The organism is Sphingomonas sp. S1-29, from assembly GCF_026167545.1.
Lineage (GTDB): Bacteria > Pseudomonadota > Alphaproteobacteria > Sphingomonadales > Sphingomonadaceae > Sphingomonas.
Window position 1 is genome coordinate 624,307 of the sequence record NZ_CP110678.1, and the last position, 12,371, is coordinate 636,677.

General features: G+C 65.3%; 13 protein-coding genes. 2 read left to right on the forward strand and 11 right to left on the reverse strand.

Annotated elements, in window-relative coordinates:
- Positions 1-26 precede the first annotated feature (26 nt).
- The 8 genes from rseP to rpsB form a co-directional block, all read right to left on the reverse strand.
- Positions 27-1,160: an RIP metalloprotease RseP gene (gene rseP / locus OKW76_RS02890; protein WP_265550978.1), complete on the reverse strand. Its 1,134-nt coding sequence runs from the start codon at positions 1,158-1,160 to the stop codon at positions 27-29.
- Positions 1,157-2,314 carry a 1-deoxy-D-xylulose-5-phosphate reductoisomerase gene (locus OKW76_RS02895; protein ID WP_265550980.1) on the reverse strand — a complete coding sequence of 386 codons (1,158 nt, stop codon included), beginning with the start codon at positions 2,312-2,314 and terminating at the stop codon, positions 1,157-1,159. Before OKW76_RS02895 ends, rseP begins: the two co-directional genes overlap by 4 nt.
- Positions 2,311-3,102, reverse strand: a complete 792-nt coding sequence (locus OKW76_RS02900; protein WP_265550982.1) for a phosphatidate cytidylyltransferase — start codon at positions 3,100-3,102, stop codon at positions 2,311-2,313. The genes OKW76_RS02895 and OKW76_RS02900 overlap by 4 nt, the downstream gene beginning before the upstream one ends.
- A complete protein-coding gene (locus tag OKW76_RS02905) occupies positions 3,099-3,824 on the reverse strand; it encodes an isoprenyl transferase (RefSeq protein WP_265550984.1) in 726 nt (241 codons plus the stop codon). The genes OKW76_RS02900 and OKW76_RS02905 overlap by 4 nt, the downstream gene beginning before the upstream one ends.
- A 139-nt stretch (positions 3,825-3,963) precedes the next feature.
- Positions 3,964-4,521, reverse strand: a complete 558-nt coding sequence (gene frr / locus OKW76_RS02910) for a ribosome recycling factor (protein ID WP_256507266.1) — start codon at positions 4,519-4,521, stop codon at positions 3,964-3,966.
- Between the two features lie 12 nt (positions 4,522-4,533).
- The gene (gene pyrH, locus OKW76_RS02915; protein WP_265550986.1) at positions 4,534-5,256 is read right to left on the reverse strand and encodes a UMP kinase; all 723 of its coding nucleotides are present in this window, start codon (positions 5,254-5,256) and stop codon (positions 4,534-4,536) included.
- Between the two features lie 119 nt (positions 5,257-5,375).
- The gene (gene tsf, locus OKW76_RS02920) at positions 5,376-6,308 is read right to left on the reverse strand and encodes a translation elongation factor Ts (protein WP_265550988.1); all 933 of its coding nucleotides are present in this window, start codon (positions 6,306-6,308) and stop codon (positions 5,376-5,378) included.
- A gap of 96 nt (positions 6,309-6,404) precedes the next feature.
- Entirely contained in the window at positions 6,405-7,304 is a 900-nt protein-coding gene (gene rpsB, locus OKW76_RS02925) for a 30S ribosomal protein S2 (RefSeq protein ID WP_265550990.1), read from the reverse strand.
- 273 nt (positions 7,305-7,577) lie between these two features.
- Between rpsB and OKW76_RS02930 the strand changes: the two genes are divergently transcribed.
- Positions 7,578-7,799 carry a hypothetical protein gene (locus OKW76_RS02930; RefSeq protein WP_265550992.1) on the forward strand — a complete coding sequence of 74 codons (222 nt, stop codon included), beginning with the start codon at positions 7,578-7,580 and terminating at the stop codon, positions 7,797-7,799.
- Here OKW76_RS02930 and OKW76_RS02935 read toward each other — a convergent pair.
- Positions 7,750-8,532: a CDP-alcohol phosphatidyltransferase family protein gene (locus tag OKW76_RS02935; protein ID WP_265550994.1), complete on the reverse strand. Its 783-nt coding sequence runs from the start codon at positions 8,530-8,532 to the stop codon at positions 7,750-7,752. The two genes, OKW76_RS02930 and OKW76_RS02935, sit on opposite strands and share 50 nt — an antisense overlap.
- Positions 8,532-9,263 (reverse strand): phosphatidylserine decarboxylase, encoded by a 732-nt coding sequence (locus tag OKW76_RS02940; protein ID WP_265550996.1) that lies wholly within the window; start codon positions 9,261-9,263, stop codon positions 8,532-8,534. The genes OKW76_RS02935 and OKW76_RS02940 overlap by 1 nt, the downstream gene beginning before the upstream one ends.
- A 121-nt stretch (positions 9,264-9,384) precedes the next feature.
- Between OKW76_RS02940 and OKW76_RS02945 the strand changes: the two genes are divergently transcribed.
- Positions 9,385-10,605, forward strand: coding sequence for an NADP-dependent isocitrate dehydrogenase (locus OKW76_RS02945; RefSeq protein WP_265550998.1), 1,221 nt, complete (start codon positions 9,385-9,387; stop codon positions 10,603-10,605).
- 115 nt (positions 10,606-10,720) lie between these two features.
- Here the strand turns inward: OKW76_RS02945 and OKW76_RS02950 are convergent, their stop codons facing one another.
- Entirely contained in the window at positions 10,721-12,352 is a 1,632-nt protein-coding gene (locus tag OKW76_RS02950) for a long-chain fatty acid--CoA ligase (RefSeq protein ID WP_265551000.1), read from the reverse strand.
- Positions 12,353-12,371: the final 19 nt, after the last annotated feature.

Sequence of the window (12,371 nt, forward strand, 5' to 3'; positions counted from 1 at the left end):
TCGCCACGCCCCCTGCCCCAACGGGCTCAACCGATCAAGCCGGCCAGGCTGCGCCAGACCCCGAACGCGCCCAGATCATTGACCGTCACGAAGAACATCAGCGCAAGCAACGCCACCAATCCGCCACGAAACGCCCATTCGAACACTTCGGGCTTCACCGGCCGCCTGCGCACCGCCTCTATTGCATAGAATAGTAGATGTCCGCCATCGAGCATCGGCACTGGCAATAGATTGATGAACCCCAAATTAATCGAGATCAGCGCGATCAGTCCGACATACTCGACCATGCCGAGCGACATTTGCTGGCCCGAGACCTGTGCGATCCGCAGCGGCCCGCCGAGTTCGTCGATCGAGCGGCGCCCGGTGATGATCTGGCCGATCGTATCGACCATCATGCCGACGATCTCGCCGGTCCGCTCGATCCCGATGAGCGGTGCCTCTAACAGGCTCACCGGAACGCGCACCGGCTGCACCGGCCCGATGCCGATCCGCCCGAGCTCGAACTGGTTGCCGAACCGGTCCTCCTCGCGCACGACGCCGATCTGCATGTCGGTGGTCGCAGGCGCATCGCCGCGGACATACTCGACGCGCACCCGCTCCTGCGGGCGGATCCGCGCATAGCTAGCCAGGTCATCGAAAGTCTCGACGCTGCGTCCGCCAATCGCGGTGATCCGGTCGCCCACCTGCAGCCCGGCATTGGCCGCCGCACTCTGCTCGGCGACGAGGCCGATCACCGGCAGCGTCTTGCTCTGGCCATAGGCATAAGCGAAGCCCGCTAGGATCAGGGTCGCCAGCGCGAAATTGATTGCCGGTCCCGCGGCGACGATGATCGCGCGCTGGTATAGCGGCTTTGCCTGGAAGGTCTGCGCGCGCTCGGCGGCGGGCAAGGCGAGCCATTGGGGGTCGGGCTGGCTGGCCGGGTTCATGTCGCCGGCGAAGCGGACATAGCCGCCCAAGGGCAGCCATCCGAACTGCCAGCGGGTGCCGCGCCTGTCGGTAAAGCCCGCAATCTCGCGCCCGAAGCCGATCGAGAAAGCCTCGGCCTTCACCCCGAACCAGCGCCCGGCGAGATAATGCCCCATCTCGTGGACGAACACGAGCGGCCCCAGCACCAGGATGAACGCGACCAGCGTGAACAGGAAGCCGGGGGTTTCGATCAAGCGACGCAATCCCTCACACGGGCACCGGCAATGCGCCGCGCCTCGGCATCGATCGTCAGCACCTCTTCAACATTGCCGGGTGCCGGCGGATCATAGCTGGCAAGCGTATCGGCGACGATTGCGGCAATTTCGAGGAAGCCGATGCGGCGCGCCAGGAATGCCGCGACCGCAATCTCGTTGGCGGCATTGAGGATCGCCGGCCGCGCCCCACCCGCTTCGAGCGCCGAGCGCGCCAGCGCCAGCGCGGGGAACCGCACCGGATCGGGCGCTTCGAAGTCGAACCGGCGCATCGCGACGAAATCGAGCGGCGCCATCGGCGTCGCCATCCGCGCGGGCCAGGCCAGCGTGTGCGCGATCGGCACGCGCATGTCGCTCGGCCCCAGCTGCGCCAGGATCGACCCGTCGACATATTCGACCATCGAATGGATCACCGATTGTGGGTGGACGATGATGTCGATCTGCTCGCCGCGCACCGGGAACAGCCGCGCCGCCTCGATCAGCTCGAGCCCCTTGTTCATCAGCGTCGCCGAATCGACCGAGATTTTGGCGCCCATCGTCCAATTGGGATGCGCCACCGCCTGCTCGCGCGTCACGCCGCGCATCGCCTCGGTCGACCATTCGCGGAACGGGCCGCCGCTGGCGGTGAGGATCAGCCGCCGCACGCCCTCAGGGCGATCGCGGTCGAAGCATTGGAAGATCGCATTATGCTCGCTGTCGGCGGGCAGCAGCGTCGTCCCCGCCGCTGCCGCCGCCGCCAGGATCACCTCGCCCGCCGATACCAGCGGCTCCTTGTTGGCGATCACCACCACGCCGCCGCCCTCGATCGCCGCCATCGTCGGCTCGAGCCCGGCGCAACCGACGATCGCGCTCATCGTCCAGTCGGTATCGACGCGCGCCGCATCGCAAATCGCTTGGGCGCCGCCGGCAACCGCGGTGCCGGTGCCCGCTAGCGCCGCGCGAAGCTCGGGCAGGCAGGCGGCGTCGGCGACCACCGCCAGCTTGGCGCGCGTGCGAATCGCCGCCGCGGCGAGCCGATCGACGTCGCAATTGGCGGTGAGCGCGACGACTTCGAAGCGCTCGGGCTCGCGTTCGACCAAGTCGAGCGTCGAGGTGCCTATCGATCCCGTCGCGCCGAGGATGCTTACGCGTTTCATGCCAGCCATTCGGTGAGCACTACGAGCAGCGCAGCGACCGGCGCAACCGGGACCAGCCCGTCGAGCCGATCGAGAAACCCGCCATGGCCGGGGAGCAAGGTCCCCGAATCCTTGATTCCCGCCTGGCGCTTCAACCAGCTTTCATACAGGTCGCCGGCAGCCGAGAGCATCGCGAGCACCGGGGTCGCCAAGGCCAGCCATGGCGACAGACCATAGGCCATCATCACGCCGCCCATCACTGCCGCCAGCAGCACCCCGCCGGCAAAGCCCGACCAGGTCTTGTTGGGGCTGATCGACGGCGCGAGCTTGGGACCGCCGACCGAGCGCCCGACGAAGAACGCGCCGGTATCGGCCGCCCACACCAGCCCCATCGCCCAGAACGACAGAAAAAGCCCGTCGTCGCGCCCGCGCAGGTACAAGATCGCCAGCGCCGGCAGCCCGACATACAGGATTCCGCGCGCAAGTTCGGCGCGCCTTGTGGCGATCACGACGAACACCGCGGTGCCCACCAACACGCCCAGCGAGAAGAAGCTCGGACCCGAGGCGATCGGTGCCATCAACGCCAGCGGCACCGACAAGGCGAATTGCCCGGTCCTTTTGGCCTTGGCCTCGGCCTTGAACATGTCCGACCATTCGGACATCGTCAGCATCGCGCCGATCACGACGATCAGCCAGAAGAACAGTCCGCCGATCGCGAGCGCCACCGCCGCGACCGCGAGCAACGCGCCGCCGACCAGCAGGCGTTGGCGAAAATCAGCCTTGCGCCGCGCGGCGTCGTCGAGCGTCACAGACCACCGAAGCGGCGCTGGCGCTGCCCGAAGACGTCGATCGCGCGCGCGAGCGTATCGCCGTCGAAGTCGGGCCACAGCGTGTCGACGAACAGCAGTTCGGCATAGGCCGCCTGCCACAACAGGAAGTTCGACAGCCGTTGTTCGCCCGAGGTGCGGATCATCAGGTCGACCGGTGGCAGGTCGCCGCTCTGGAGCGCGGCGGCGAAGCGCTGCTCGTCGATATGCTCGACGCCGATCTCGCCTGCCTGCACCGCACCGGCCAGCTGCCGCGCGGCGGCGGCGATCTCGGCTTGCGCGCCGTAGTTCAGCGCGATCACCAGCAGCGGGCCGGTGTTGGTCGAGGTACGTATGATCGCCCCCTCGATCAGCGCCACCAGGTCGTTCGACAGCGCATGATAATCGCCGATCACGCGCAGCCGGACATTCTCGGCCACCAGATCGTCGAGCTCGGCGCGCAGGAAATGGCGGAGCAAGCCCATCAGGTCATGGACTTCGTCCTCGGGCCGGCGCCAGTTTTCCGAAGAAAAGGCGTAGAGCGTCAGGACTTCGATCTGCTGGTCGCGCGCGGCGCGGGTGACCCGGCGGACCGCCTCGACCCCCTGCTTGTGCCCGGCGATCCGCGGCAGCCGCCGCGCCTTCGCCCAGCGGCCATTGCCATCCATGATGATCGCGACATGGCGCGGGCGTGCGGCGGGTGCGGGCTCGACTGCCGTTGCCATTATTCGCCCCCCCTCATGCCGTTCGTGCCGAGCCTGTCGAAGCACTGCGCTTCTTTTGCCCGCGCGGCAAAGAAGAACGGTCCTTCGACAAGCGCAGGACGAACGGAACCCGGAAAGCCCCGTCGATCCAGACCCGACGTCACTTGTTCAGGATTTCCTTTTCCTTCGCCGCCGACGCAGCGTCGATCTCGGCGATGGTGGCGTCGGTGAGCTTCTGCACCTCGGCCTCGTGGCGCTTGCGCTCGTCTTCCGAATAGACGCCCTTCTTCTCGTCGACCTTCAGGCTGTCCATCCCGTCGCGGCGGACGTTGCGCACCGCGATCCGCGCCTTTTCGGCATATTGGCTGGCGAGCTTGGCGAGCTCCTTGCGGCGGTCTTCGGTTAGGTCGGGGATCGGCAGCCGCAGATTCTGGCCGTCCATGATCGGGTTGAGGCCGAGCCCGGCCGAACGGATCGCCTTGTCGGCCGGACCGACATTGTTCTTGTCCCACACCTGGACGCTGAGCATCCGCGGCTCGGGCACCGACACCGTCGCCAGCTGGTTGAGCGGCATATGTGCCCCGTACACTTCGACGGTTACCGGATCGAGCAGCGAGATCGATGCGCGTCCGGTGCGGAGCCCGCCCAGATCGCCCTTGAGCGATTCGACCGCGCCCGCCATGCGGCGCTCCAAATCAGCCTTTTCATATGCGGCCATGCGAAATCCTCTTCAAACGTTGTTCTGGACGATCGTCGACGTGCCTTCGCCGCGCAGGACGGCGGACAGATTGCCCTCGCCGCGGATGTTGAAGACGACGATCGGGATATTATTGTCGCGGCACAAGGCAACCGCGCTCGCATCCATCACCTTCAAATCGTCGGCAAGGACGCGATTGAAGCTGAGCGTATCATAGCGCTTGGCGGTCGGCACCTTCTTGGGGTCGGCGTCGTACACGCCATCGACGCTGGTACCCTTGAACAGCGCGTCGCAGCCCATTTCGGCGGCGCGCAACGCTGCCGTGGTATCTGTGGTGAAGAACGGCAGCCCGGTGCCCGCGGCGAAGATCACCACGCGGTTCTTCTCCATATGCCGCTCGGCACGGCGACGGATATAGGGCTCGCACACCGACGCCATCGGGATCGCCGACTGGACACGGGTTTCGACGCCGGCCTTTTCGAGCGCGTTCTGCATCGCCAGCGCGTTCATGACCGTCGCGAGCATGCCCATATAATCGGCGCTCGCGCGGTCGAAGCCCTGCGCCGCACCAGCCAGGCCGCGGAAGATGTTGCCGCCACCGACGACCATGCAGATTTCGAGCCCGGTCTGCTTGGCGGCGAGCACTTCGCCCGCGACGCGCTCGCAGGTCGCGGGGTCGATGCCGAACTGGCCCTGGCCCATCAGGACTTCGCCCGAAAGCTTCAGGAGGATGCGGTTGAAGCGGGGTTTGGTCATGAATTCCATCGGTCTTGAGGGAGCAGCAAAACGGCGCGGACCTTAGAAGGGCCGCGCCGCAATGCCAACCGGCGATTGGCAAACCTTCGCCCGCTGGCGGGACAAGGTTCGCAGGCCGGTTACGCCTTGTTGATGCCTGCAGTCGCAGCGACCTCGGCCGCGAAGTCGCTCTTCTCGCGCTCGATGCCCTCGCCCAGCTGGTAGCGGACATAGCCGACCAGCTTGATCTCGCTGCCGGCATCCTTGGCGGCCTTGGCGACGACGTCGGCGACCGGGGTCTTGCCGTCCATCACGATCGGCTGGCTCAGCAGCGCGTTTTCCTTGGCGAACTTCTTGACCGAACCCTCGACCATCTTGGCGATGATGTCGGCGGGCTTGCCGCTGTCGGCAGCCTTTTCGGTCGCGATCTGACGCTCGCGCTCGATGATTTCCTGGTCGAGCTCGTCCTCGTGCAGCGCCAGCGGGAAGGCAGCGGCGATGTGCATCGCGATCTGCTTGCCCAAGGGCTCGAGCACGTCGACGCCGGCAGCGCTCTCGAGCGCGACCAGCACGCCGATCTTGCCGAGGCCGGGAGCGGCCGCGTTGTGGACATACGGGATCACCGCGCCCTGCGACACTTCGATCCGGCTGGCGCGGCGCAGCGCCTGGTTCTCGCCGATCGTGGCGATGTTGTTGGTCAGCGCCTCGTCGACAGTGGTGCCCGACGGCATCTTGGCGGCCTTGATCGCTTCGATGTCATCGCCGGTGGCGAGCGCGATCTGGGTCACGTCGCGAACGAACGCCTGGAACTGGTCGTTCTTGGCGACGAAATCGGTTTCCGAGTTAACCTCGATCACCGCACCCTTGGTGCCGGCGACGGCGATGCCGACCAGCCCTTCGGCGGCGGTGCGGCTCGACTTCTTCTGCGCGGCGGCAAGGCCCTTGGTGCGCAGCCAATCGACCGCGGCTTCCATGTCGCCACCGTTTTCGGACAGCGCCTTCTTGCAGTCCATCATGCCCGCGCCCGAGCGCTCACGCAGTTCCTTTACCGCAGCGGCAGTGATCTCGGCCATATTCATTTCCTTCATTATGGGTGCGGGCGAGGCAGTGCTTCACGCCCTGCCCCGCCCGGATTACAATCGAGTAACACCCCGCAAGGGGGCGTCGATTCACGCGTCGATCTGGCGCTCGCCTTCGGCAGCCGTCTCGGGCTCGCTGGCAGCGGCTGCCTGCTCGGGCTCGGCCACAGCCTGCTCAGCTGGTGCCTGCTCGGCAGCTGCAGGTGCTTCGGCTGCAACGGTTGCAGCTTCAGCCACAGGCTCGCTCAGCACGGGCTCGACCGGGGGTTCAGCCATCGCGCCGAAGTCCTGGCCACGCATCTGCGCTTCGTTGTTGCCGCGGGTGGCAGCGATCGCCATCGCTTCGCAATACAGGCGGATCGCGCGAGCTGCGTCGTCGTTACCCGGAACCGGGAACGCGATGCCGTCGGGCGAGACGTTCGAATCGAGGATCGCGACGACGGGAATACCCAGCGTGTTGGCTTCCTTGATCGCCAGCTCTTCCTTGTTCGCGTCGATCACGAACATGATGTCGGGAATGCCGTTCAGGTCGCGAATACCGCCCAGCGACATTTCCAGCTTGTCCTTTTCACGGGTCAGCTGGAGCACTTCCTTCTTCGTCAGACCCGCGGTGTCGCCCGACAGCTGCTCCTCAAGTGCCTTGAGGCGCTTGATCGACCCCGAGATCGTCTTCCAGTTGGTGAGCATGCCGCCCAGCCAGCGATGGTTGACGAAATGCTGGCCCGAACGACGCGCTGCCTCTGCGACGGGCTCCTGCGCTTGGCGCTTGGTGCCGACGAACAGCACCTTGCCGCCGCCTGCGACCGAAGCCGACACGAAATCGAGCGCGCGCGCGAACAGCGGCACGGTCTGCGACAGGTCGAGAATGTGAACGCCGTTACGATCACCGAAGATGTACGGCTTCATCTTGGGGTTCCACCGATGCTTCTGGTGGCCGAAATGCGCGCCTGATTCGATCAGCTGCTGCATGGAGACGACGGGTGCCGCCATAGGGATAACTCCTTACCGGTTGTTCCTCTGGGAAGCGAAGGACCTGGCCAGCCTGAAAGGCCGGTTGCGGCACCGGATATGTGCTTCCCATGTGGGGTTGAGTGGCGGCGCTTACAGCAAGCCGGCTGCGTAATCAACTGTTGACAGAAGGAACGTAAACGGAACATATAGCGCTTACGCCGGGAACACGGAACCTTCGTCCACAGGCTTTGGTTACGAAATCCTTACAACGTCGCTGAACGTCCAGATTGCGTTCAGATCAGGAGCTGTTTGATGGATAGTTTTCTTGCTGCCGCCTTGTTCTCGACGTCCTTCGCCGTGGCCACGACGACGATCCTGTTGACGGTGCGGCCCTATGCCAGCCGTATCCGCTCGCTGCTGACGCATGGCGTCCAGTATCGCTCGATGCCGCTGCCGGCTCCGCGTCCGCGCAGCACGCTTCGCGTTACGCCAAAGGTGACGGCGATGCCGGCACGGTTGCGCGCTGCCGCTTGATCCGGGCGTAGCTCGCGATGCTGAACGGAATCGATATCAGATAGGCGATGCAGACCACCGACAGCGTCTGAAACGGCGCCGACACCATCGCCGCCGCTACCACGACGACCGCGATGATCGCCTCGAACCGGATCGTCCGCCGCAGCTTGAGCGATGACCACGAGAAGGTGGCGAGGTTCGACACCATCAGGAACGCGACGAACGCGACCCAGGGCGTCACCAGCCAATAGGACCGGAAGATCTCCTCGCCGGTCCAGAACGACAGATACATCGGCAGCATCGCAAGGCCCGCACCCGCGGGCGCGGGCACGCCGGTCAGGAAGCCGGCGGACTTGTGCGGCTGCTCGACTACGTCGATCTGCGCGTTGAACCGCGCGAGCCGAAGCGCCGCGAACACCGCATACACCAGCGCGACGATCCAGCCGACGCGCGGAAACGCCATCAGCGACCAGAGATACACCACCAAAGCCGGCGACACACCGAACGAAATCGAGTCGGCTAGCGAATCGAGCTCGGCACCGAAGCGGCTTTCGCCGCGCACCATCCGCGCGATCTGCCCGTCGATCCCGTCGAGCGCACCCGCCAGCAGGATCATCAATACCGCGCGTTCCCACTCGCCCGAAATGCCGTAGCGCACCCCGGTCAGTCCCGAGCACAGCGCCAGCGCGGTGACCGCGTTGGGGGCGATGGCGCGCAGCGGAATGCCGCGCGCACGCGAAACGCGTTTGGCCATTATTGTGCCACCCCGCGGACGGCGGGCAGGCCGGGACGGCCAAGGATCGTCTCACCCGCGATGCTGCGCTGGCCCAGCGTCACCTGCGGCTCGATGCCATCGGGCAGGAACACGTCGACGCGGCTGCCGAAGCGGATCAGCCCGATACGCTGCCCCGCCACGACCATGTCGCCGGGCTTGATGAACGCCAGAATACGCCGCGCGACCAGCCCGGCGATCTGGGTGAAGCCGATCCGCATCCCGTCGCTCGTCTCGACCACGATATGCTGGCGCTCATTCTCGTCGCTCGCCTTGTCGAGATCGGCGTTCAGGAACTTGCCCGAGATATAGATGACCTGGCGGATCGTGCCGGTCACCGGGGTGCGATTGATGTGGACGTCGAACACGCTCATGAAGATCGACACGCGCACCAGCGGCAGATCGCCCAAGCCTCCGGGGCCGCGAAGCTCGGGCGGCAGTGCGACGCGCTCGATCATCGTGACCAGCCCGTCGGCGGGGGCGACGATCAGCCGCTCGCCCTGGGGCGTCACGCGCACCGGATCGCGAAAGAAGGAAATGACCCAGATCGTCAGCGCGATCATCGGCCAGCCCCAGAACCAGCCGCCCCACAGGACGGCCAGGAAAGAGATTGCTCCAGCGACGAGCGCGTATTTACGGCCCTCGGGGTGCATTGCGGGGAAGCGCCACTTCACCGTCGATGTGACGGTGGGCGGCTTGTCTAGCGATGCCATATTTGAGGGATAGCGATCCGACCGCGGCGATACAACGCTTCATCGCTGCCGCGCGGTTGATCCCGCCGCCGCATCCCCGTAGACGGCTGGCAACTCCCCCTTCAGGAATAGCGAGACATTGATGGCGAAGATCAAGGTAAAAACGCCCGTCGTGGAAATCGACGGCGACGAGATGACGCGGATCATCTGGGCATGGATCCGCGAACGCCTGATCCTCCCCTACCTCGACATCGACCTTGAATATTACGATCTGTCGATCGAAAAGCGCGACGAGACCGACGATCGCATCACCGTCGACAGTGCCAAGGCGATCCAGAAATATGGCGTCGGCGTGAAGTGCGCGACGATCACCCCCGACGAACAGCGCGTCGAGGAATTCGGCCTCAAGAAGATGTGGAAGTCGCCCAACGGCACGATCCGCAACATCCTGGGCGGCGTGGTTTTCCGCGAACCGATCGTGATTTCGAACGTGCCGCGGCTGGTGCCCGGCTGGACCAAGCCGATCGTCGTCGGCCGTCATGCCTTTGGCGACCAGTATCGCGCGACCGATTATCGCGTGCCCGGCCCCGGCAAGCTGCGGCTGGTGTTCGAAGGCGATGACGGCGTCGTGATCGACGAGGAAGTGTTCCGCTTCCCGAGCGCCGGCGTCGCGATGGCGATGTACAATCTCGACGATTCGATCCGCGACTTCGCGCGTTCAAGCCTGAACTACGGCCTCGACCGCAAATGGCCGGTCTATCTGTCGACCAAGAACACGATCATGAAGGCCTATGACGGGCGCTTCAAGGACATCTTCGCCGAAGTGTTCGAGACCGAGTTCGAGGCCCAGTTCAAGGATGCGGGCATCGTTTACGAGCATCGCCTGATCGACGACATGGTCGCATCGGCGCTCAAATGGCACGGCGAATTCGTCTGGGCGTGCAAGAATTATGACGGCGACGTCCAGTCGGACACCGTCGCGCAGGGGTTCGGCTCGCTAGGGCTGATGACCTCGGTGCTGATGACCCCCGACGGCAAGACCGTCGAGGCCGAAGCAGCGCACGGCACCGTCACCCGCCACTATCGCCAGCATCAGCAGGGCAAGGCGACGTCGACCAATCCGATCGCGTCGATCTTCGCCTGGACCGGCGGCCTGAAATATCGCGGCAAGTTCGACGGCACCCCCGAGGTGACGCAGTTCGCCGAAACGCTCGAGCGCGTCTGCGTCGAAACCGTCGAATCGGGCCAGATGACCAAGGACCTCGCGATCCTGATCGGCCCCAACCAGCCCTGGATGACCACCGAGCAGTTCTTCGAAGCCGTTCGCGTGAACCTCGAAACCGCGATGGGCGCACAGCGCTAAAGATCGCGAGCGACGCCTTGCCAGCTTCGGCAGGGCGTCGCTCCAAATCCGTTCGTTTCACGCGGACCCGGTCGGTTGGTTTCGGACGCACCGGGTCCGTTAGATTGGCCCAGCTTCAGCCTGCGGCGGTCGGCGCCTCGCTGAGGCTGAAGTCCTTATATTGCTCGCGGATCGCGGTCTTGAGCAGCTTGCCCGTCGCGGTGTGCGGCAGCGAATCGACGAAGTGGATTTCGTCGGGTAGCCACCATTTCGCGACCTGCGTCGCAAGATGCGCCTGGATCGCCTCGACCGACACGTCGCTGTCGGGCTTGCGCACCACCAGCAGGATCGGCCGCTCTTCCCAGCGCGGATGATGCACCCCGATCGCCGCCGCCTCGGCAACCCCCGGACAGCCGACCGCGGCATTCTCGAGTTCGACCGAGCTGATCCATTCACCCCCCGACTTGATCACGTCCTTGGCGCGATCGGTGATCTGCATCGTGTTGTCAGGGTGGATCATCGCGACGTCGCCGGTGTCGAACCAGCCATCGGCGTCAACGCACGGCAGCTCCTCACCATAATATTGATGAACGACCCACGGCCCGCGCACCTGCAGCCGTCCCGAGCTCGCCCCGTCGCGCGGCAGGACGGTGTCGGCATCGTCGACGATCCGCATCTCGATGCCAAAGGGCGCACGCCCCTGCTTGCAGACCTGATCGACCTGCTGCTCGAAGCTCAGCTCGTCCCAATCATAGCTCTTGGCACCGATGGTGCCGATCGGCGAGGTTTCGGTCATCCCCCAGGCGTGGTTGACCCGCACCCCCATCTTCATGATCCGCTCGATCATCGATCGCGGCGCCGCCGATCCGCCGATCGTCACCACCTGCAGGTGCTGCGGCGCCTCGCCGGTCGCGTCCATATATTCGAACATGCCGAACCACACCGTCGGCACCCCGGCGGAGTGCGTGACCTTTTCGCGGTTCATCAGCTCGCACAATATCCTGGGCTCGTTGACGCACGAGAAGACGAACTTCAGCCCCACCGCGGGCCCGGCGAAGGGCATCCCCCACCCCACCGCATGGAACATCGGCACGATCGGCATCGCCACCGAACGCGCCGACAAATCGAACACCGACGGTTGCAGCTCGACCAGCGCATGGATCATCGACGAGCGGTGGCTGTAGAGCACGCCCTTGGGATTGCCCGTCGTTCCGCTGGTGTAGCAGAGCATGCACGGGTCGCGCTCGCTCCCCTCGACCCAGGCATAGTCGCCGCTTTCGGGGGCGACCAGCGCCTCGAAGCTGTCGGTGGCGGCATCACCCGTTTTAGTCTCCGATCCCGGATCGAAGACGATATAATGCTCGATCGTCGGCCAATGCGGCTTCATCTTGTCGACGATCGGCTGGAACATCCGGTCGTACATCAGCACCCGGTCTTCGGCGTGGTTGGCGATGTAGGCGAGCTGATCGGGGAACAGCCGCGGGTTGATCGTGTGGATGATGCCGCCCATCCCGATCGTGCCGTACCAGGCGATCAGGTGCCGCGAATGGTTCATCGCCAGCGTCGCGACGCGGTCGCCGGGTTTCAGCCCCAGCCGTTCTAGCGCCTGCGCCAGCTTGCGCGAATCGCGCGCGATGCCCGCCCAATCGGTCCGCGTCTCGCTGCCATCGGCCCAGCGGGTGACGATCTCGCGCGTCGGATGCTCGCGCTCGGCGTGTTCGACCAGGCGCGGCACGCGCAGCTCGAAATCCTGCATTCCACCCAGCATCGCTCTCTCCATTCGTTTC